24 protein-coding genes and 1 pseudogene are annotated in these 21,455 nt (G+C 47.0%); 10 read left to right on the forward strand and 15 right to left on the reverse strand.

The genetic code is table 11. The annotated features are described in order from the left end of the window. A pseudogene (locus AACP44_RS04740) lies at window positions 1-380 on the forward strand (3-deoxy-D-manno-octulosonic acid transferase); the annotation flags it as partial. Here the strand turns inward: AACP44_RS04740 and AACP44_RS04745 are convergent. Then, window positions 359-1,768 (reverse strand): TolC family outer membrane protein, encoded by a 1,410-nt coding sequence (locus AACP44_RS04745; RefSeq protein ID WP_339339330.1) that lies wholly within the window; start codon window positions 1,766-1,768, stop codon window positions 359-361. The pseudogene AACP44_RS04740 and the gene AACP44_RS04745 overlap by 22 nt on opposite strands. A 243-nt stretch (window positions 1,769-2,011) precedes the next feature. Between AACP44_RS04745 and AACP44_RS04750 the strand changes: the two genes are divergently transcribed. From AACP44_RS04750 to AACP44_RS04785, 8 genes are all read left to right on the forward strand, one after another. Then, window positions 2,012-2,479, forward strand: a complete 468-nt coding sequence (locus AACP44_RS04750) for a DUF1249 domain-containing protein (RefSeq protein ID WP_339339331.1) — start codon at window positions 2,012-2,014, stop codon at window positions 2,477-2,479. 182 nt (window positions 2,480-2,661) lie between these two features. Next, window positions 2,662-3,477: a 3',5'-cyclic-AMP phosphodiesterase gene (gene cpdA, locus AACP44_RS04755; RefSeq protein ID WP_339339332.1), complete on the forward strand. Its 816-nt coding sequence runs from the start codon at window positions 2,662-2,664 to the stop codon at window positions 3,475-3,477. 63 nt (window positions 3,478-3,540) lie between these two features. Next, entirely contained in the window at window positions 3,541-4,167 is a 627-nt protein-coding gene (locus AACP44_RS04760; RefSeq protein WP_339339333.1) for a YqiA/YcfP family alpha/beta fold hydrolase, read from the forward strand. A 39-nt stretch (window positions 4,168-4,206) separates the two neighbouring features. Beyond that, window positions 4,207-6,090 carry a DNA topoisomerase IV subunit B gene (parE, locus tag AACP44_RS04765; RefSeq protein WP_339339334.1) on the forward strand — a complete coding sequence of 628 codons (1,884 nt, stop codon included), beginning with the start codon at window positions 4,207-4,209 and terminating at the stop codon, window positions 6,088-6,090. Between the two features lie 74 nt (window positions 6,091-6,164). Next, the gene (locus AACP44_RS04770) at window positions 6,165-6,797 is read left to right on the forward strand and encodes a riboflavin synthase subunit alpha (protein ID WP_339339335.1); all 633 of its coding nucleotides are present in this window, start codon (window positions 6,165-6,167) and stop codon (window positions 6,795-6,797) included. Between the two features lie 94 nt (window positions 6,798-6,891). Next, window positions 6,892-7,596 (forward strand): UPF0149 family protein, encoded by a 705-nt coding sequence (locus tag AACP44_RS04775; protein WP_339339336.1) that lies wholly within the window; start codon window positions 6,892-6,894, stop codon window positions 7,594-7,596. A gap of 35 nt (window positions 7,597-7,631) precedes the next feature. After that, a complete protein-coding gene (locus AACP44_RS04780) occupies window positions 7,632-8,711 on the forward strand; it encodes an adenylate/guanylate cyclase domain-containing protein (RefSeq protein ID WP_339339337.1) in 1,080 nt (359 codons plus the stop codon). A gap of 89 nt (window positions 8,712-8,800) precedes the next feature. Continuing rightward, window positions 8,801-9,007 carry a YdcH family protein gene (locus AACP44_RS04785; protein WP_339339338.1) on the forward strand — a complete coding sequence of 69 codons (207 nt, stop codon included), beginning with the start codon at window positions 8,801-8,803 and terminating at the stop codon, window positions 9,005-9,007. Window positions 9,008-9,067: 60 nt separating this feature from the next. On the opposite strand, the gene rdgB is transcribed toward AACP44_RS04785, so the two are convergent. The 7 genes from rdgB to AACP44_RS04820 all read right to left on the reverse strand — a co-directional run bounded on the left by rdgB (window position 9,068) and on the right by AACP44_RS04820 (window position 14,111). Next, window positions 9,068-9,652 (reverse strand): RdgB/HAM1 family non-canonical purine NTP pyrophosphatase, encoded by a 585-nt coding sequence (rdgB, locus tag AACP44_RS04790; protein ID WP_339339339.1) that lies wholly within the window; start codon window positions 9,650-9,652, stop codon window positions 9,068-9,070. Between the two features lie 7 nt (window positions 9,653-9,659). Continuing rightward, the gene (locus AACP44_RS04795) at window positions 9,660-10,046 is read right to left on the reverse strand and encodes a DUF4426 domain-containing protein (protein ID WP_339339340.1); all 387 of its coding nucleotides are present in this window, start codon (window positions 10,044-10,046) and stop codon (window positions 9,660-9,662) included. 63 nt (window positions 10,047-10,109) lie between these two features. Continuing rightward, a complete protein-coding gene (gene metW / locus AACP44_RS04800) occupies window positions 10,110-10,700 on the reverse strand; it encodes a methionine biosynthesis protein MetW (protein ID WP_339339341.1) in 591 nt (196 codons plus the stop codon). Window positions 10,701-10,702: 2 nt separating this feature from the next. Further along, entirely contained in the window at window positions 10,703-11,860 is a 1,158-nt protein-coding gene (locus AACP44_RS04805; RefSeq protein ID WP_339339342.1) for a homoserine O-acetyltransferase, read from the reverse strand. Window positions 11,861-11,891: 31 nt separating this feature from the next. Further along, window positions 11,892-12,479, reverse strand: a complete 588-nt coding sequence (locus AACP44_RS04810) for a YggT family protein (RefSeq protein WP_339339343.1) — start codon at window positions 12,477-12,479, stop codon at window positions 11,892-11,894. Window positions 12,480-12,521: 42 nt separating this feature from the next. Further along, window positions 12,522-13,352, reverse strand: coding sequence for a pyrroline-5-carboxylate reductase (gene proC / locus AACP44_RS04815; protein WP_339339344.1), 831 nt, complete (start codon window positions 13,350-13,352; stop codon window positions 12,522-12,524). Between the two features lie 72 nt (window positions 13,353-13,424). After that, on the reverse strand, window positions 13,425-14,111 hold the full coding sequence (locus tag AACP44_RS04820; protein WP_339339345.1) for a YggS family pyridoxal phosphate-dependent enzyme: 687 nt from the start codon (window positions 14,109-14,111) through the stop codon (window positions 13,425-13,427). Window positions 14,112-14,303: 192 nt separating this feature from the next. Between AACP44_RS04820 and AACP44_RS04825 the strand changes: the two genes are divergently transcribed. After that, window positions 14,304-15,338, forward strand: coding sequence for a type IV pilus twitching motility protein PilT (locus AACP44_RS04825; RefSeq protein WP_339339353.1), 1,035 nt, complete (start codon window positions 14,304-14,306; stop codon window positions 15,336-15,338). Between the two features lie 46 nt (window positions 15,339-15,384). On the opposite strand, the gene ruvX is transcribed toward AACP44_RS04825, so the two are convergent. The 7 genes from ruvX to AACP44_RS04860 form a co-directional block, all read right to left on the reverse strand. Beyond that, a complete protein-coding gene (gene ruvX, locus AACP44_RS04830) occupies window positions 15,385-15,822 on the reverse strand; it encodes a Holliday junction resolvase RuvX (protein ID WP_339339346.1) in 438 nt (145 codons plus the stop codon). A 3-nt stretch (window positions 15,823-15,825) separates the two neighbouring features. Continuing rightward, window positions 15,826-16,389: a YqgE/AlgH family protein gene (locus AACP44_RS04835; RefSeq protein ID WP_339339347.1), complete on the reverse strand. Its 564-nt coding sequence runs from the start codon at window positions 16,387-16,389 to the stop codon at window positions 15,826-15,828. A 121-nt stretch (window positions 16,390-16,510) separates the two neighbouring features. Further along, window positions 16,511-17,299, reverse strand: a complete 789-nt coding sequence (locus tag AACP44_RS04840; protein WP_339339348.1) for an energy transducer TonB — start codon at window positions 17,297-17,299, stop codon at window positions 16,511-16,513. A 75-nt stretch (window positions 17,300-17,374) separates the two neighbouring features. After that, complete coding sequence (gene gshB / locus AACP44_RS04845; protein ID WP_339339349.1) at window positions 17,375-18,328, reverse strand: glutathione synthase; 954 nt, start codon at window positions 18,326-18,328, stop codon at window positions 17,375-17,377. 126 nt (window positions 18,329-18,454) lie between these two features. Next, entirely contained in the window at window positions 18,455-19,180 is a 726-nt protein-coding gene (locus AACP44_RS04850) for a 16S rRNA (uracil(1498)-N(3))-methyltransferase (RefSeq protein ID WP_339339350.1), read from the reverse strand. A 46-nt stretch (window positions 19,181-19,226) separates the two neighbouring features. Further along, a complete protein-coding gene (gene metF / locus AACP44_RS04855; RefSeq protein ID WP_339339351.1) occupies window positions 19,227-20,057 on the reverse strand; it encodes a methylenetetrahydrofolate reductase [NAD(P)H] in 831 nt (276 codons plus the stop codon). Window positions 20,058-20,135: 78 nt separating this feature from the next. Continuing rightward, on the reverse strand, window positions 20,136-21,455 hold a 1,320-nt coding region (locus AACP44_RS04860), incomplete at its 5' end, for an adenosylhomocysteinase (protein ID WP_339339352.1).

Genomic DNA, 21,455 nt, shown 5'->3' on the forward strand with positions numbered 1-21,455 from the left:
CAACGCAAGTGTTAGTCGGTGATACCATGGGCGAGTTGTTATTACTCTATGGTTGTGCGGATATAGCCTTTGTTGGTGGCAGCCTAATCAATTCTGGCGGTCATAATATGTTGGAGCCAGCAGCTTGGTCATTGCCTTTACTAACCGGCAATAGTGATTTTAATTTTGCTGAGGCCAGTCGATTATTACAGCAGCGTTCTGCCTTATTGGTTGCGAATGATGCAGCATCGTTAGCCAAAAAAATGATTGTATTGGCACAGTCGGAAACGTTGCGGCTTGAAATGGGCGCTAATGCCAAGGCGGTGATTGCAGAGAATCGTGGTGCTTTAGATCGGTTATCAGCGGTCGTGCAAAGTTATTACAGCGACAAATCCCCTTGATACTGATTCGCCGTGGGCGCATCCGGTTCAACCATCCAACGATTAATATCATAAATATCTTGTGGCGTTAATGTGCCCGCCGCCTGTTTTAGTTTTAGCCTGTTGATAACATAGTCATAACGTGAATTAGAATAGTTACGCATAGCCGCATATAAAGAACGTTGCGCTTGCAATACATCAACAATATTACGTGTTCCCACTTTGTACCCGGCTTCGGTTGCATCTAAAGCGCTATGGGTAGACACAATCGCTTGTTGTCGCGCTTTAACTCGCTGAACATCATTGACTACCGTAATATGGGAGGCGCGGGCGCTACGAATAACGGAGCGCTGGGTGTCTATTTTTTTTTGCAAGGCAACATTGTATTGTTCATAAGCTTGACGGCGTTGGGCGCTGATGCCGCCACCGGAATACAGCGGAACAGATAATGTAACCCTCCAACTATAACCGTCGGACTGTGTTTCAAATGAGCTATCACTTGGCTCAATGTTGCTTATTTTGTCGCCCTTTTCTTCAAAGTCGTTGTAGGTGATATTGCCTGTTAATTTCGGGGCGTGGCCCATTTTTTTGGACGCTGCGTTTTGTTTGGCCGCTTCCATACCGAAGATAGCGGCTTTTAATGCGTTATTATTTTTTAATGAAAACTGCACCCACGCATCTCGGGATATTGGATCGGGGTCAATAACCGGATAGTCCTTGCTAAGTAGCCATAAATTTTTATGGCTTTGACCGGTTAATGCGGTCAGTGATTCGTATGAAGTGGCCAGATTGCCTTCATCGGTTAACCGAGTGACAACGGTTGAGTCATAAACAGCGCGGGCTTCATGAACATCGGTAATAGCGATAAGGCCAACATCGAATCGTTGTTGCGTTTGCTCCAGCTGGCGCTGAGTTGCTCGTTCTTCCGCTCTTGATGCTTCAAGGTTGTCGAGAGCTCTCAATACATTAAAGTAAGTTTCAGCAACGCGTATAATGCTGCCCTGTTGATCAGCGGCTAATTGTGCTGCTGCCTGTTTGGTAAGCTCTTTGCCCTGTCGAAAACTAAACCAAGTGGATAAATCAAACAGTGTTTGATTAAGGCTCAGGCTTAACGTAGTGCTATCTGATTCGATATCATCATTGGTATTTGGTGAGGTGGCCGATTGGTTACGTACATCGGTTTTGTTGTTTTCACGGTACTCACCCGAGGCAGTAATCTGCGGCAACAAACGTGAAAAAGACAATTTTTCGGTTTCAATATTGGCTCGGTAAGTCGCTTCAGCGCCTTTTAACTTGGGGTCGTTTTTTAGTGATTGCTCATAAACGTTAGCCAATGTATCGGCCTGCGTTAAAGAACCACTTGCAACCAGCGCAGCCGCCAGTGATAGAGAGCGTATAAAATATTTCATCAATTTAATCCTTAAATGGCATTGCGCTTTCTACTGTAGATGGCTATGTATAGTGCGCTTTCAAGTGCCAAGTGTAACAAACCGCTTGCCAAAGCCCTACTTTGCCGGATGAATAATCGATAATTTTTTGTTAATTTAGCAGAGCAAGTTTTGTTAAAGCCGCCTTTGTATAAAATTGTTAGACTTTATATAAAGGCTATGGTGATATTTGCTGTTAATTCTGATTGATACTAAAAACGCGATATGATTAAAAAGCAGTATACCGTCGATTTGGCGGGACAAATGGCACAGTGCGAGGCGAATTATGCGCGCATTATGCAACTATTGCCGGATATGGCCACAATTGACCAGCGCCTGTTTGGGGTTGAGCTGAGTGGTGGCCAGTTGGCGCAAATCCGTATCGATATCACCGAGCGTTGCAAATACACTACCATGGTCGATATTAGCCAATTACCCTCAGAGCAAAAAATGCAGCCTTGGGATACGGCGCCACGCTTTTCGCTGCGGGTTTATCACGATGCCCAAATGGCAGAGGTGGTGTCTTTCGATGCCCGGCGGGCACTTTATGCCAGCTATGAATACCCCAATAAAAATATGTTTCAGCGCGACGAAAAGGCACAACTCAATCTATTTCTCGGTGAATGGTTGAGTCACTGCCTACAATATGGTCATGCCTTGGATGGTAGTCAGTTGTGTTTCCAGACCTTATGAGCCGTTTTTTGCCATTTTTTGGCTAAAGTGATGATGAATCCAGTCAATACGGTGATTATTGCTTATCATTGGCAATAGTTACTGGATTTTGTCGCTGTTCAATCGTTAAATAGAGCGTTCTTAATAATCTGCCTCGGGTTGGTTATTCTCAGCGACTACAACAGCATGATCAGGGGCACAACTTGCGGATCGAGCGTAACAATACAACACAGCCTATCGAATTAATCCAGCTTACCGACACTCATCTTGGGGCTCAGCTGGGTGAGCCGCTATTGGGTATGGATACCGACCAAAGTCTGGCCCATGTTGTCGAATTGCTTAATACGGAGCAGCGATCCGCTGAGTTATTATTGGCTACCGGCGATATTTCTAATGGCGGTTCTCCGGCCTCCTATCAGCGCTTTCAGCAAATGACCGAACACTTGGCGCCGCATACCTTATGGTTGCCGGGTAACCACGATGCTTTGTCGGTTATGCAGCAAAGCTTTAAGGGCGACCAATCCCTAAGTCGACGTATTGAAATAGGCAACTGGCAGATTGTGATGCTCAATTCCACCATTCCGGGCGAGGTAGGCGGCTGTTTAAGCGATAAAGAATTACAGTTTTTACAGCAATGTCTGGAAACCACCGTTGCCGAGCATAGCTTGCTATGTCTGCATCATCATCCGATTGCTATCGGCTGTGATTGGTTAGATAGTCAGATAATCAGCAATGCCGACGCTTTTTTTACGCTAATTGATCAGTTTTCATCGGTGCGAGGTCTCCTTTGGGGGCATGTCCATCAGGAAATCGAGCAACAGCGCAACGGTGTGAAATTGATGGCCACGCCCTCCACTTGTATCCAGTTTGCGGCCAACAGCCCCGACTTTAAATTAGCGCGTTTAAACCCGGGCTATCGCTGGTTGTCACTGCATGCTGATGGCGTGATTGATACCGGCATTGCTCGTGTCACCGAGGTTGAGTTCGATATCGATTACGAACGTTCCAGCGGGTACTGAGTTTTTGTGGTTTTTGGCGATAAAAACTCCATTTTCAAATAGCCAGCTCCGCTAACTACAGGTATGCTTTCAGCTTTACGTTGTCAGGGGCTGTTTGCTTCAATGCATCCGCTACTTATCTATATCCACGGCTTTCTCAGCTCGCCACAGTCTATAAAAGCACAGCAGACGCGGCAGTATATTGAACGCCTACAGCTGCCCATACAATTATTCATCCCCCAGCTCTCCAACTACCCGATGCCGGCTTATCAGCAGTTGCGAGCCATGGTTGAGACCGCAAGGGCGGAAAATTCAGCGAGACAAATTGCGCTAATCGGTAGTTCACTAGGTGGCTTTATGGCCACTGTTCTGGCCGAAGCATACGGCTTAAAGGCGCTGGTGATTAATCCGGCGGTAAAACCCTATGAGATAAGCGCCGTATTAGGCGAGAATACAAACCCCTATACCAACGAAACATTTGTGTTAACTCATAGCGATATTGAAGCCTTGCATCGCTTAGAGGTGCAGACCCTGTCCAAACCCGAGCAAATCAAAGTTTTATTACAAACCGGTGATGAAACCCTCGATTACCGCAAGGCAGTTAGTTACTATCAGGGCTGCCCGCAAGTGGTTGAAGAAGGGGGTGATCATGGCTTCCAAAATTTTGAAAGTCATTTACCTGAAGCGTTTAACTTTCTAGAATTAGTTTAATCCAAAATAATGTAAAAGCTGAGAGCCTAACCATACTGAATGTCTAATTATAATGCTGAATCCATTGAGGTCTTAACCGGCCTTGACCCGGTGCGTAAACGCCCCGGCATGTACACCGAAACCAGTCGACCGAACCACCTTGCGCAGGAGGTAATTGATAACAGTGTTGATGAGGCGCTGGCCGGCTATGCAAAACAGATTGATGTGGTGATCCATAAAGACGGCTCATTAAGCTGTACCGATGATGGCCGTGGTATGCCGGTGGATATGCACCCTGAGCAGAAAAAACCCGGTGTTGAAGTGATTCTTACCACGTTGCATTCCGGCGGTAAATTTAACAGTGACAACTACCAATTTTCCGGTGGTTTGCACGGGGTGGGGGTGTCAGTTGTTAACGCCTTATCCAAACTGTTAGAGGTCAATATCCGCCGCAATGGTGAAGTTTATGAAATGGAATTTAAAGACGGTGAAAAATCTAAAGATCTAAACGTGATTGATACCTGCGGCAAGCGAAATACCGGTACCCGTATTCGCTTTTTACCCGATGCCGGTTACTTCGATTCTGCCAAATTTTCTCTTTCCCGTATGCGTCATGTGCTTCGCGCCAAAGCGGTATTATGTCCCGGACTTAAAGTCACCTTTAAAGACGAGGCCAGCGGTGAAAAAGACGAGTGGTTTTATGAGGACGGCTTGCAAGACTATATGCTTGCCAGCACCAAGGGTTGGGAGACGCTACCCGCAGAACCTTTTATCGGCAGCTTTGCCGGTAGTAACGAAGGTGCCGACTGGGCGGTGCAGTGGTTGCCTGAAGGTGGCGAGCTAACCACAGAGTCTTACGTCAATCTGATTCCAACGGCACAGGGCGGCACTCACGTTAATGGGTTGCGCACGGGCTTATTAGAAGCGATGCGGGAGTTTTGTGAGTTCCGTAATTTATTACCCAGAGGCCTTAAACTGACCCCCGATGATATTTGGGATAAATGTTGCTTTGTGTTGTCATCAAAACTGGAAGACCCGCAGTTTTCCGGTCAAACCAAAGAGCGGTTAAGTTCCCGTGAGGCCGCAGCCTTTGTTTCCGGTGTAGCCAAAGATTCTTTTAGCCTATGGCTTAACCAGCATACCGAAGATGCAGAAAAACTCGCCGATATGTGTATTAATAATGCACAGTCGCGAATGAAAAAATCGAAAAAAGTGGCCCGTAAAAAAATCACTTCTGGCCCTGCGCTACCGGGCAAGCTAGCGGATTGTTCCGGCGATGATGCCGAGCGGGGCGAGCTGTTTTTGGTCGAGGGTGATTCCGCGGGGGGCTCTGCCAAGCAGGGTCGCGATCGTGAATATCAGGCTATTTTGCCGTTGCGAGGCAAAATTCTTAATACCTGGGAAGTCGACTCACAGGAAATTTTAGCCTCGGAAGAAGTGCATAATATCGCTGTCGCTATCGGTGTTGATCCTGCTTCAGATGATCTTTCCGGTTTGCGCTATCATAAAATCTGCATTCTTGCCGACGCTGATTCCGATGGTTTGCATATTGCGACATTAATTTGCGCGCTGTTTGTGCGCCACTTTCGTCCCTTGGTTCAGGCGGGGCATGTCTTTATTGCTATGCCGCCGCTGTATCGTATCGATGTTGGCAAAGAAGTGTTTTACGCTTTAGATGAAGGTGAAAAACAGGGCATACTTGACCGCATTGAGGCTGAAAAGAAAACCGGCAAGATCGGGGTGCAGCGGTTTAAAGGTTTGGGTGAGATGAACCCCATGCAATTGCGTGAAACCGTTATGAGTGGTGATACGCGCCGGCTAGTGCGGTTAACCATTGAGTCCGGCGACGAAACGAATCAACTGATGGATATGCTATTGGCGAAAAAGCGTTCCTCAGATCGTAAAAGTTGGTTGGAAGAAAAGGGCAATTTGGCCGAAGTGTAAAATATTTTTATTGTTTGAGAACATAGTACACAACGTATGGTTTGTTCGGACAATGAATACAACCGGAAAAATATATGTTTACAGGTATTGTGCAAGGCTCGTTCCCGCTGTTGGCGGTTGAACGTAAGCCCGGCCTACAGAGCATCACTATCGAGCTGCCAGAGGCTTTATTAGACGATTTGGTGATTGGCGCCAGCGTGGCCGTGGATGGCGTTTGCTTAACGGTTACGGCTATTGATCAAGCCAAGGTTTATTTTGATATTATGCAGCAAACCCTGTCACTCACCACCTTGGGTGAACTCGATACCGGTGATATCGTCAATATCGAAAGATCTGCCAAACAGGGTGTGGAAATTGGTGGGCATATTGTGTCAGGCCATGTCGACAGCACTGTCGAGGTTATGGCTATCGAGCAGCCAGAGAATAATAAGTTTATTACTTACCAAGTACCCGCCGAGCAAATGAAATATATTTTTGCCAAAGGCTTTGTAAGTTTAAATGGTTGTAGTCTAACGGTGGCATCAGTCAATAGGGAAGAGCACACGCTGACCGTTTGCTATATTCCGGAAACCCTGCGGGTGACAACGCATGGCGCAAAAGCGATCGGCGATAAAATTAATTTTGAAGTCGATCGCCAGACTCAGGCCATTGTCGATACGGTAGAAAATGTTCTGGCGGCGAACCCGGAGCTGATTAATCGGCAGTGATTCGATAGCTTTTGAGCTTGCTGCACAGTAGTATGCACAAACGGGCAACCCTAAAATACTAAGAGCGCGCCGATGGCGCGCAATTCGGAGCGCCGTGGAATTAACTCACTTCGACAAGCAACAAGAGCACTCTCTGCGTCAGCGTTTGACACAATTGCAACGCAATGATGCTGTGCTCAGCTATGCTCAATTACAGGGGCTGTTGTTTGCCTTGGCCTGCTCACCGGAAACTATTCGCCCCGCTGAATGGTTTGACCTGATTTGGCTAAATGATGAGCCGCAGTTTGACAATGAGCAGGACGCCCGCAGTTTCTATCGGCAGGTGGTGGCACTCTCCGAACATATTGCCGAGATGGCAAGACAGCGTCGCTTTTTGCCTTTTAGTGCCCGCTATTGCGAACGTTGGCAGCAAGAACTTTCCCAGTGGTGCGAAGGCCTATTGCTAGGGCATCAGTATTTGGAAGATCTGTGGCTAATTGCGATTGATGATTTGAATGATCACAGTGTCTGCGAGAATGTCGATACTACGCTATGTTTAGCGGCTACTTTTGCCGATATTATCGATGCCCAGCAACTCAGCTTTGAGCAGGGCATGGAACTAACCGACGAACATTTGCCGGAAGCCTATGATTTATTCCAGCAAGTGCTGGCTACCTATGCCTCCGTAGCCAGTGTCTGGGCTCAAGGCGTGTGGGATGTTGATACCGAGCAGTTATTTCTTGCGCTGGAACCTGTTGCCCGTGATGAGCTTTGCTTCTGTGGTAGCGGCGAGATTTTTTCTAAGTGTTGTTTGCATTAAACCGATTCTAATAAAGCAAAAAAAACAATAATTTCATGCTTAAAAATAATAATTACAAACAGCTAGCTGAAAGCATCTGCGCCGAGGTGCAATCATCTATACCGCCACAGTTTGAAGCTGACGTCGCCAGAGAAGGGCTGTTAGGCAAAATCCAACAATTGCTTTTGGCCAACGAGATTAACGACAGCGCTCCTGAGTATCGCGATGTCACTATTCTGTTAGCCGATATCCGCGGCTTTACTGCCTTGGCTGAAACTTTCTCCGCCATGACAGTCATGGAATTACTTAACCGTTATTTTTCCCATATGAGCGAAGTGATTACGCAGTATGGTGGCACCATCGATAAATTAATGGGCGATTCCATGATGGTATTGTTCGGTGTACCACAGGCCGCTGCCGATGATGTCGAGCGTGCAATTAGCTGTGCGGTAGCGATGCAGCGGGCGATGTCTGAATTTAATCAACAGAATTTCGAATTGGATCTGCCAGAAATGTATATGGGTATCGGTATAAACAGTGGCAAAGTAATGGTCGGGGCGCTGGGCTCGGATTATCACCGCGAGTACACCGTGGTGGGTGATGCCGTCAATATTACCTCACGAATAGAGGCGCAAAGTTTGCGCGGCCAAATTTTGCTTAGCGAAAACACCTACCAATTGGCTAAGTCATTTGTGCAAGTCGGTGAGCCAAATAACGTAATGGTCAAAGGCAAGAAACAAACCATGTGCCTCTATGATTTGATGGGTACTACCGGACCTCGCGCCATGACCGTCCCGCGTCGAGAGGTACGTAAAAGTCCTCGTGTGGCCGTCAATATGTCCTGCTATTGCTATCGTTTAGTGGGCAAGCAGGTCGATAGTCAGGCGTTTCAGGGTGAAGTGCTTGATCTGGGTTATAACGGTTTATTAATGCGGTGCCCCATAGCACTGGAGCCATTGTCTGAAATTAAAATGGCAGTATCGCTACAATTATTAGGTACTGACACCACTGATATCTATGCCAGGGTGGTTAAAGTAGATCAGCGCGCGGACGGCATACTTTGCGGTCTGGAGTTTACTTCCATTGATACCGTTGGCCAGCAAACGATTAAACAATTTGTCGATAATCAGCTTTAGGTTTTAACGGCCTGCGTTGCCATCGATAAGCCGATAATTAAGCGCTAGCAAAAGTTGTGTTATCGCCGTTAACAAGCTACTTTTTGTGGATGGAAAATTCAGATATCCCATCGTTAGGTACCCAGCTGCTCGTTTTGCAGACCGAACATCGTATGCTCGATACAGAGATTGCGCGGTTAGCCGAATTTCCCTATGTCGATCAGTTACAGTTGCAGCGACTCAAGCGCCAGAAATTGCAACTTAAGCAAAATATAGAGCGGATTAAAGCCCAGTTGATTCCCGATCTTGATGCCTGAAATAGAGCATAGGCCAGGCGGCTTATGTGAAGAAAAAGCTAACAGGCTAACACAAAAATCCTAAATTCTTTCTAGCAATAACTGCATCGCTTTGCCGCGATGACTAATACGATTTTTTAGTGCTGGGTCCAGCTCAGCAGAACTACAGCCCTGTTCGGTAATCCAAAACAGAGGATCATAGCCAAAGCCATTATTACCTTGAGGCTCAAATAAAATACGACCTTCCCAAGTCCCCTGACAAATAATGGGAGTTGGATCATTTGGATGGCGAATAAACACTAATAGGCATTGAAAACGGGCCGTGCGCTCGGCGGATTGAATATCTTCAAGCTCGGCTAACAGTTTGTTATTATTGTCTGAGTCCCTAGCATGCTCTCCAGCGAAGCGAGCCGAGTAAATTCCTGGTCGGCCATCTAACGCATCAACTTCAAGGCCGGAATCATCGGCAATAGCGGGTAGGCCGGTGAGTGTTGAAGCATGCCGTGCTTTGATAAGCGCATTTTCAACAAAGCTAAGGCCGTCTTCAATGGCATCAGGCACATCAAAAACCGATTGAGGTAATACCTCAAAGCCACTGCGGTTTAATAACTGTTGGAATTCTTTTAGCTTGCCGGCGTTACTACTGGCGAGAACGATTTTCTTCATAAAGCGTTTAGTTAAAGTATAAGATTTTATTAAATTTTAATGTGTAGGGCGCAATATTGGCGTCAGGCTGAATGCTAATGGTAAAGGTGCGCAGTTCTTTATTATTAAAACGTAGCTCGGCAATATAATAAATAGCACCCTGTTCGACGATTTCCTGAAAATCTAACGGTGCCGTATGAATCAAATCAGAACTGCTACCCCTGACGATCGATTTTTTAGCGCTGGTCTCGCCGCGTGCTAAACGTTTTCTAACAGCAATATTAATCAATGCACGATCCTTGCCGCGAACTATGCCGTAAACCTGTGCGACCTTCGGGCTGATAAATGTGGAATTCAGCACGCTATAATGTACTTCATAATCGCCAAAAACTTTGCTGGTCTCTGTTTGTGCCATGCTGAAACAGCTGGACAGTAAACCAATCAATAAAAAACCATACCTAAACATAAACTATACCTGTTAACGACTGATATGATAAACCGCGGTTACACCAAAAAGGTTGGGTAATAAATGGCCTAAAAAACTTTCGCTGCTGTCATGGCTAACCACGGTAGAGGCTAGCACTTTAATATTATTGTCGGCACAAAGCGCTTCAAAATCTTTTACCGTACAAAAGTGAATATTCGGTGTGTCATACCAGTGATAAGGCATAAACTTGGAAACCGGCATTCTGCCTTTGCCGCCAAGATGAAAACGACAAGACCAGTGTGCGAAATTAGGAAAGGTGACGATACATTCTTTACCTACCCGCAGCATTTCATCGATAACCACATGCGGGTCATGCAATGTTTGCAGTGCATGAGCCATAACCACAATATCAAAACTATCATCCTGAAAATTGCTTAGGCCTTTATTGAGATCCTGCTCGACAATATTTAATCCTTTGGCAATACAGGCAGTAATTTGGTCGCTACCAATTTCGATGCCGACGCCCTGGATTTGTTTGTCAGTTTCGAGTTTTTTTAATAACTCGCCATCACCGCAGCCAAGATCCAGCACTCGGCTGCCCGGTTTTATCCAGTGGGGAATAACTTGTAAATCAAAACGCATGATTAGCAGCTCTCCGCAACACGTTGCATATAGGCATGAAAAACATTTTCATAACGCTCATTAGGAATTAGAAAAGCATCATGGCCAAAATCGGCTTCAATTTCCGCATAGCTTACCGGTTTTTTGGCGGCCACTAACGCATCAACAATCTCTCTTGAACGTTGCGGAGAAAAGCGCCAGTCCGAGGTAAAGGACACCACAAAAAACGAGCATTTGGCCTGACTAAAGGCGGCAACCGTATCGTCACCATATTCTCTGGCCAAATCAAAATAATCTAAGGCCTTGGTCATTAAAATATAAGTGTTGGCATCGAATGCTTCGGAAAACATATCCCCCTGATAGCGTAAATAACTTTCTACCTCAAATTCGATATCATCATCAGCGCCCAGCATAAAAGAGCCGGCTTTTAGTTCGCGGCCAAATTTTTGCCCCATACCATCTTCTGATAAATAGGTGATATGCCCCACCATTCTGGCTAACCGCAAGCCATTTTTTGGGCTAGTGTTATGGTCTAGATAAAAGCCATTATGAAAGTCTGGGTCTGAACTAATGGCTTGTCTGGCGACTTCATTAAAAGCAATATTTTGCGCGGTTAGTTTGGTCGCCGAGGCAATAACAATACAGTGGCGTAATTCGTCGGGGTATTCCAATGCCCAGCGCATAGCTTGCATGCCACCCAGACTGCCGCCAATAATCGCAGCCCATTGAGTAATACCTAACAGCTTCATTAGCTCGCGCTGGCTATTAACCCAATCGCGACAACGCATATGTGGGAAATCACTTTGCCAAGCTTTGCCGGTATCAGGATTAATCGAAGTAGGGCCGGTTGAGCCATGGCAACCGCCGAGATTATTAATGCTGACAATATAAAACTGACGGCTGTCGATAGGTTTGCCCGGGCCAATATAGTGATCCCACCAGCCCGGTTTTTTATCACCCTGATAAAACCCTGCCGCATGGTGATGACCTGACAAGGCATGACAAATTAAAATGGCATTGGATTTATCCGCATTTAACTCGCCGTAGGTTTCATACACGATGTCATATTGTGGCAGCACTCTACCGCTGGCCAATGTCAATGGCTGATCGAAGTGTTGGGTTTTGGGCGACACTATGCCAACGGAATTATTTTGTGTCGTTTTGACAGATTGCTCTGACATGTTTTGATCCAATGAGTATTGATGGGTCTGGTTAAATCCCAATGACATAAGCAACCGGTAAGCCGGTAGCGGCGGCCAAATGAGAGAGAATAATTTGTAGTATATTAATCGTGATAAAAACAAAAATAGGCGACAAGTCTAAGCCGCCCATTGCCGGCAGTATATTGCGAAAAGGTTTCATTACCGGCGCAGTTAGTTGGTGCAATAATATGACCGTTGGGTTGTAGCTGCCAGGCGCTATCCAACTTAAAATAATAGCAGCCAGAATAGCTATAAAATAAATATTAATCACCATGCTTACTGTGCCCAATGCTGCCCAAATCAACAAAGCTATAGCGTCTGGAATAGGATAGCCTCGAATGCTTACCAGCAAAATCGTCGCGGTTATTTGCAACAGTAAAACCACGATAATACTGGCAGTATCAATGCTGCCAACACTGGGCACAAACCGTCTTACTGGCGCTAGCATCGGCTGGGTAGCTTTGACTAAAAACTGCGAGATGGGGTTATAAAAATCGCCTTTGGCCATTTGTAATAACAGACGCAGCAATACAGCCAGTATCAAGAGATGAAAAAATGTTTGGACTAATAAGATGCCTATGTCTTGCAGCGCGCCCATAAAAAATTCCTGTCAATAAAGTCGTTAATTGATAGCGTGAGCTTAATCTTCGCTATCGATAATTTTTGCCAGCTCTTCTGAGCGATCACGGCAGGCAATTAAGGCTTTGTTAAACGTATCTCGCAGACCTGCATCTTCAAACACTTTAATTGCTTCGGCGGTAGTCCCGCCCGGTGACGTTACCCGGCGCCGCAGTTCGTCGGTTCCAACATCGCTGGCGATAGCCATTTGCGCTGCGCCCAATGCCGTTTGCAAAGTCAGTTGCTTGGCGACATCGGCGCTTAAGCCTAACTGTTCGCCAGCGGTTTGCATGGCTTCCATCACTAAAAAGAAATACGCCGGTCCACTACCGGAAACGGCAGTAACGGCATCCAATGCACTTTCTTGCTCAACCCATAGGGCAATACCAACAGCGCGAAGGATCTGGTCCGCCAGCTCTTTTTGCTCACCGTTGACTTTGCTATTGGCAAACAGAGCAGTGGCTCCACTTTGTACCAAAGCGGGGGTGTTAGGCATACAGCGTACAATTGGCATATCGCCCCCCAGCCATTTGTCCAGACTGTTAGTTTCGATGCCGGCAGCGATGGAAATCATTAACGGCTTGCTTTGCTGGACACTGCTGGCCAAGTCTTCAAGCACCGTTTTCATCATTTGCGGCTTAACCGCCAGCACTACCACATCGGCATTGGCGACCGCCTGATGGTTATCATGGGTGATATTGACTGGGGCAATTTTCGCCAGATTGACCAGAGACTCGGGGTAGGGGTCGCTGGCAGTCATCGATTGGGCATCAAAACCTTTGGCGGTAAGGCCGCCGATAATGCTTGAGGCCATATTGCCTGCGCCGATAAATGCAATTTTGGGGTCTGACAAGGTAGTATCCCTAGTAAGTTCAGATGATTGGTTTACTTTTATTTTATTGCGCCAGTATAGCAGTCTGCGAAGTCATTGGCGCGGGCCAAAAATACCGGTGCCAATACGAACGATGGTTGCCCCTTCGGCGATGGCCGCATCGATATCGTTAGACATCCCCATTGATAACGTCGTCATGCTCGGATGTTTATGCTGTAACTGCTGCAGGGCGCCGGCGAGCTGGGCAAAGGCGTGTCGTTGCTGATCGAACGACTCGGTCGCTTGCGGGATTGCCATCAGCCCGCGCAGGCTGAGGTTGGGTAGGTCTGTCAGTTGGTCTGCTATATCGCCCAACGCTTCCAGTGCCAGCCCGGATTTTGTCTCTTCGCCACTGATATTTACCTGTAGGCAAATATTAAGCGGCGCCATGCCCTCGGGGCGTTGGTCACTCAGGCGCTGGGCAATTTTAACTCGGTCGACACTGTGAACCCAATCAAAATGCTCAGCGATAGATCGGGTCTTATTCGATTGAATAGGGCCAATAAAGTGCCAGTTTAGCTTGAGATCAGTCAGTTCCCGCTGCTTATCCAGCGCTTCTTGCAAATAATTTTCACCCATATCCGTTAGCCCTGCGGCGGCAACAGCGCGAACCATGGCGGCAGAGCGGGTTTTGCTGACGGCCATTAATTGTACCGAGCCGGGCTGGCGCTGATATGTTTTTTCAGCGGCTGCGATACGTTGCCGAAGCTTGACTATATTTAATGCAATGGTTGGCGACATGGTTTGGCTTTTCTGTTGATTGTTGAGTCGTTAATGACGGGTGCGGGTTTGCATGGTTTGACTATCACTGCTCCGCCAGTAATGATAGCGACTCAGCGCCTGACTTAGCAATAAAGGCGTCATTTCAATATTGCGTGGTGCCGAAGCGTCTTCGGCCAGTTTCTTATCAGGATGATAAAAGCAGGGATGAATATGGATATTACCGAACTGTTAGCATTTAGCGCCAGACAGGGCGCTTCCGACTTACACCTTTCTGCGGGCTTGCCACCCATGATTCGCGTCGATGGCGATATGCGGCGACTTAAAATGCCACCTATGGCGCATAAACAGGTGCATCAATTAATCCATGGCATGATGAATGACAGTCAGCGCAGCGAGTTTGAAACGTTGCTTGAAACCGATTTCTCCTTTGAAGTATCCGGCGTTGCTCGTTTTCGGGCTAATGCCTTTAACCACAGCCGTGGTGCCGGTGCGGTGTTTCGTACCATTCCCTCTCAAGTAGTGACGATGGAAGCGCTGGGCATGGGGCAGGTGTTCCATGATATTTGTATGGCGCCACGGGGTTTGGTGTTGGTCACGGGGCCAACAGGTTGCGGCAAATCCACGTCATTGGCAGCGATGATCGATGCGATCAACGACAGTAAATATCAGCATATTCTGACCATTGAAGACCCGATCGAATTTGTTCATCAATCTAAACACTGTTTGATCAATCAGCGTGAGGTGCACCGCGATACTCATAGCTTTCATGCCGCACTGCGGTCGGCACTGCGTGAGGATCCCGATATTATTCTGGTAGGCGAACTGCGTGATTTGGAAACCATGCGTCTGGCAATGACCGCAGCCGAAACCGGTCACTTAGTATTTGCTACCTTGCACACTACTTCAGCGGCAAAAACTATTGATCGACTGATTGATGTCTTTCCTGCGGCAGAAAAATCCATGGTGCGTTCGATGTTGTCAGAATCACTGCAGGCCGTTATTGCGCAAACCTTATTAAAAAAAACCGGCGGTGGCCGTGTCGCCGCCCATGAAATTATGATCGGCACTTCAGCGATTGGTAATTTAATTCGTGAGGATAAAGTGGCACAAATGTATTCAGCTATGCAGACCGGTGGCGCGGTAGGTATGCAGACGCTGGATCAATCTTTAACAGCCCTAGTGGAGCAAGGTTTAATCAGTGCCGAAGTCGCTCGTGAGAAAGCTCGGTTTCCGAAAAATTTGTAATCGATAACCACTGAGTGGGGATTTCCGCTTAGAGGTATAACTACAGTTAGTTATTTTCAGCAAGCCAGCTTTGTAAAATAAACACCGCCGCTAAACTATCTACATGATGGTTTTTAAAATCTCGCGATCCGGTCTGTTGAAGGATTTCGCCTTTTGCTTCAAAACTGCTTAGACGTTCATCGGCCATGGCAAAGGGCAATCCAAAGCGGCCATGCAAACGGTTAGCAAATTTCTTCGCCCGTACCGCCATCTCCGATGGACTGCCATCCATATTTAACGGCAAGCCCACCAGCAATAAATCAGGCTGCCATTCTTGGATCAGCTGGTTGATATCGTCCCAGTTAGGAATGCCATCTTTGGCCGTCAAATCGGCAATAGGGTTGGCGGTTTGGGTAATGGATTGCCCCACAGCGACGCCAATACTTTTGCTGCCGTAATCAAAACAGAGAATGGTTTTTGCTTTGGCGGTTGACGTTGTAGCCATTCGTTATGCGCGCCCAGCGGTGGGTGAAATCAGGGCTAAATCAATACCTATTTTGGCTGCCGCAGCTTTGGCGCGTTGCTCGATAGGGGTATTGAAAATAATCTGGCTATCAGCCGGTGCGGTTAGCCAGGCGTTGTCTGCCAGTTCGCTTTCGAGTTGCCCCTCCGACCAGCTAGCGTAACCCAAAGCCACAATACTATCACTGGGGCCTTCGTTATGAGCGATAGCGGTAAGAATATCTTGTGAGGTGGTTAAGGCAATATGGTCGGATACACAGAGAGTAGATTCCCAATTAGCATCGGTGGTGCGGTGTAATACAAATCCGCGATCCATATGCATCGGGCCGCCGGCAAGAATCTTATCGTGATGAGACGTTTGAATATCATCGATGTCAAGATGATCAAAAATTTGATCGAGACTTAAATCCAGTGGATGGTTTATCACCAAACCCATAGCGCCATGTTGATTATGCTCGCAGATATAGGTAATGCTATGAGCAAAAATGCCATCAGTAATGGTGGGCATGGCAATTAAGAAATGGTCTTTAAGGCTGGTTATATTGTCCATGTGTTCATTATTGAGATGAAGCGGCTCGAAGACAAGGTTTATCGGTTATAAAAAACGAAAATTTAATCTTTTTTGATGTCGGCAAAGCAGAAATTGACGTTGATGGATTACGATTAATTATTTAACGGCTATAGAAAAATTTATTGTTGTGGAAGTGCCAGGTTCGGATAATTTCTAACACATCGACCTTGCCTTGCATGGCTTTGGGAAAGGGATCGTAGGGTGCGGCCAGCTGCACAATTTCCAGTGCCGCCTGATCAAGCATTTTATGGCCGGAGGACTGCAAAATTTTCACTTGATAAACATCGCCATTAGGCAACAACGACACCAGCATTCGCAATTTGCCAAAGACTTGCTGCTGTTTTGCTTTGCTGGGGTAATGTTGATTGCCAATGGTCTCAACTTTGCTACGCCAGTTATGCAGGTATAGAGCGTCGTCGGCTTGCGCGGTTGCCATTGACGTCAGTCTGCGAACTCGAGGCCGTTTGGCATAGGCCTGACGTTGAATATCCCGCTTTGCTTCCAAGCTGGCAATTTCCTGACGGCGCTGCACCGTTGCCATATCTTCAAGCTGTCGCGGCCGCTGATGGGCTTCCTGAATAGTGATAGCTTGAGAATTTGCTTGCTGAGGTGTGGTCAATACGGCCTTGTGTTGCAGAGTGCCGCTGCCTTGCTGATGGCTTTGGGCCAAATAATCAGCTTTTTTGGGCGCGGTTTGACTGCGCTGCTGTGCCAGTGTGATATTTAATGTTGGCAGCGTTTTCGCCGCTTTCTCACGGGTAAAGCCAACCCCGAAAATAAGCGCGGCATGGATGGCCAGTGCCAGACAAAAAGCCAAGCCGAGGCGATGGTGGGTAATTTCCATATCCGCGAAATCGGGAAAATTGGCAAAGTGATGGGCTGCTGCCATGGGGCTTATTATCCTGTTGATATCAGAGGCTCGCCATGTTTGCTGGGCGGCAATGACGACGGTCAAAATGATAACTTAGTTATTATTTAGCTTTTTCTGAATGGCATCCATCAGGGTTGAGGCGATATCGGTATCAAACTGATTATCAATCTCTCGCACACAGGTCGGGCTGGTGACATTGATTTCCGTTAGATAATCGCCGATCACATCAAGGCCGACAAATAACAAACCTTTTTCACGAGCGATAGGGCCGATCTGGTTTGCAATCCAGCGATCCCGATCCGATAGTGGCTGGGCGCGGCCAGTACCACCAGCGGCTAAATTGCCCCGAGTCTCGCCTTGGGAGGGAATTCTGGCGAGGCAATAATCCACCGGCTCACCATCGATCAGTAAAATACGTTTATCGCCGTCGATAATTTCCGGCAGATATTTTTGCGCCATAATGGTGTTAGCGCCATAGGCGGTTAGCGTTTCGAGAATCACGCCAAGGTTGGGATCATCCGGCTTAACTCGAAAAATAGACGAGCCGCCCATGCCATCAAGCGGTTTAAAAATAACATCGCCATGCTGTTGATAAAAACTGCGCAATATCTGCTGGTCGCGGCTGACCACCAGTGGTGGGCAGCACTGCGGGAATTGGGTGGCAAATAGCTTTTCATTACAGTCCCTGAGACTCTGCGGTTTATTAACCACTAATGTGCCCAGTCGTTCGGCGGCTTCAAGGATATAGGTGCTATAGACAAACTCATTATCAAACGGGGGATCTTTGCGCATCAAAATCACATCGAGTTCGCCCAGATTAATATCCTCAAGCTCGCCCAACTGATAAAAATCGTTAGTATCCCTAAACACTTGCAATGAACGGGTTGTTGCTCTCGGCTCGCCACCGGTTTGATAAAGATCCTGCTGGCGCATATAGCTGATTGACCAACCCCGATCACTCGCTGCCCATAACATGGCTAGCGTGGTGTCTTTGTTCATATTGATGGATTCAATCGGATCCATGACTACGCCAAGGCGAATGCTCATAAAGTGACTCATGTTGTTGCAGTTTGTTGCAGTTCTAATCGAAATATACCGTTGCGGTACTGATTATAAAGCTTTCGGTTAATGGGACGCTATGGTTGCTGTTGATAATAATAGCGATTAGTCAGCCTACATATCACCCCAACTATGCTGTAGCAAAGTAATCGCTGCCAGCGGCGCAGTCTCGGTTCTTAATACTCTTGGTCCTAATCGCAGCGCTGCAAAACCTTGCTGCTCAGCTGCGTTAATTTCCCGCTCACTTAAACCACCCTCTGGACCAATAAGCAGCGCCGCGCTGGCAATATGGCGTGTTGCATCGATTGTTTGTTCCGTGCGGTGATGTAACACCAATTTTCGCTCAGCGTTAACCGTTTTTACCCAATCATCAGCAATGCTTAGAGCATGAATAGCTGGCACTCGATTGCGACCACATTGTTCGCAGGCACTAATGGCAATCTGCTGCCAGTGCTGTAATTTTTTCTCCAGCCGCGCACCTTTTAATTTGACTTCGCTGCGTTCGCTGGTTAACGGCGTGATGGCTGTCACGCCAAGCTCGGTAGCTTTTTGTATTATCCAATCCATGCGATCGCCCTTAGACAGCGCAATACCTAAATGAATCGATAAAGGGGACTCGTTATTAACGGCCACGCAGTCTTTGGTGCGGATGGTAACCGTCTTTTTTTCTACCGTTTCAATGGTGGCATTGTATTGATTGCCATGGCCATTAAAAACAACTAATGGCGCATTGGATTTAAGGCGCAGCACGTTAATTAAATAGTGACTGGCTTTTTCGTCAAGGGAAATAAGAGCGTTTGGGCTTAATGTTGTGTTTATAAAAAGCCGACTGATACGCATAGTAAATCCAGTATTATCATTCCCGCGAGGGCGGGAATGATGGAGTTTATAATCCCAGATTTTTCCAAATCGTTTTATTTGGTTCAATCTGGTTCATAGTATAAAAATGAATGCCGGGAGCGCCATTAGCTAACAGTTGTTCACATAATCGAGTGACCACTTCGGCGCCAAATTCGGCAATACTCGCTTTATCATCACCATAGCCTTCCAGCTTTTGGCATAGCCAGCGTGGAATATCGGCGCCGCAGTTTTTAGAGAACCGGGCAAGGTTCTGGTAATTGGTGATTGGCATAATGCCCGGGTAAATCGGTTTATCAATACCGGCTTTGCGGCATTGCTCGATAAAATAAAAATAAGCATCGGCATGATAAAAATACTGCGTGATAGCGCTATCGGCGCCGGCATCAAACTTCTGTTTTAGAAATTGAATATCAGCATCGTAGCTGCTGGCATCTGGGTGAATTTCCGGATAGGCGGCGACTTCCAGATGAAAATGATCACCAGTATGCTGGCGAATAAACTCAACCAGTTCGCGCGCATAAATTAAACGCTGCGCACCCATGCCTGAAGGCATATCACCACGCAACGCCACAATACGATTGACGCCGGCATTTTTATATTCGGTGATCAGTTCTAATATTGATGCCTGATCATCGACGCCAAAGGATAAATGCGGCGCTGTTGCAATGCCTTCATTGATCATGGTTAACACCGTATCTTTGGTGTTATCGCGAGTCGATCCGCCGGCACCATAGGTGACCGAGAAAAAATCCGGGCCTAATTGATTTAGCTCTTTACGGACAGTTGCCAATTTTTCCCGCCCAAGATCGGTCTTTGGTGGAAAAAATTCAAAACTAAAGCGCCTGTTGTCGCTCATAATGGTTAACCTGTATTGCTAAAACTTTTGTTACACTCATAGGGCGGGATTTAGCTTCCCACCTTTATGGAGATGATGCTAGTACTTATAGCTCTCAACTTTATACGGGCCATCAACCGCTACATTAATATAATCGGCTTGTTCCGGTGTTAACTGGGTTATTACCCCGCCAAAACCTTTGACCATATCCGCTGCTACTTCTTCATCCAATTTTTTCGGCAGCACTTGCAGCGTGATTGCTTTGGCTTTCATATCGGCATTCAGATCGGCAAACTTGCGTTCGTATAAATAAATTTGTGCTAGCACTTGGTTGGCGAATGAGCCGTCCATAATGCGTGACGGATGACCTGTTGCGTTCCCTAGATTGACTAGCCGGCCTTCGGATAACAAAATCAGATGGTCATTCGACGCTTGATCGCGGTAAACCTTGTGCACCTGAGGTTTAACCTCTTCCCATGTCCAGTTTTTGCGCATATAGGCGGTATCGATTTCGTTATCGAAGTGACCGATATTACAGACCACAGCACCGCTTTTCAGTGACTGCAAAATAGCCGAGTCACAGACGTTGAAGTTACCGGTGGTAGTGACTACCAGATCAGTATTTTGTAATAGTGCCGTGTTGATATCTTCAACCTTGCCGGTGTTAATGCCATTGTTATAAGGCGAGACTACCTCAAAGCCATCCATACAGGCTTGCATCGCACAGATAGGATCAACCTCGGTGACGCGGACAATCATACCTTCCTGATTTAATGACTGGGCCGAACCTTTACCCACATCACCGTAGCCAATAACCAGCGCCTTTTTACCTGCCAGCAAATGGTCAGTGCCGCGCTTGATGGCATCGTTTAGAGAGTGACGACAACCATACTTGTTATCATTCTTGGATTTGGTGACCGAGTCGTTAACATTGATGGCGGGCACCTTAAGCGTCCCTTTATCCAACATCTCTTGCAGGCGATGAACACCGGTGGTGGTTTCTTCGGTAATACCATGGATGCTATCTAACATGCTGCCGTATTTTTCATGCAGCATTAAGGTTAAGTCACCGCCGTCATCTAGCACCATATTGGCATCCCAAGGCTGACCGTCTTTTAAAATAGTTTGTTCAAGGCACCAGTCATACTCTTCTTCGGTTTCACCTTTCCAAGCAAATACCGGCACACCGGCCGCGGCAATAGCGGCCGCGGCATGATCCTGAGTGGAAAAGATATTACAGGAAGACCAGCGTACCTCGGCACCCAGCTCAACCAAAGTTTCAATCAGTACCCCGGTCTGGATAGTCATATGGATACAGCCGAGAATTTTGGCGCCAGCCAAGGGTTTGCTGGCGCTATACTTGGCGCGCATCGCCATTAGTGCCGGCATTTCGGTTTCAGCGATATCCAGTTCTTTACG

The sequence above is a fragment of the uncultured Oceanicoccus sp. genome, assembly GCF_963968385.1.
Classification (GTDB): domain Bacteria; phylum Pseudomonadota; class Gammaproteobacteria; order Pseudomonadales; family Dasaniaceae; genus Oceanicoccus.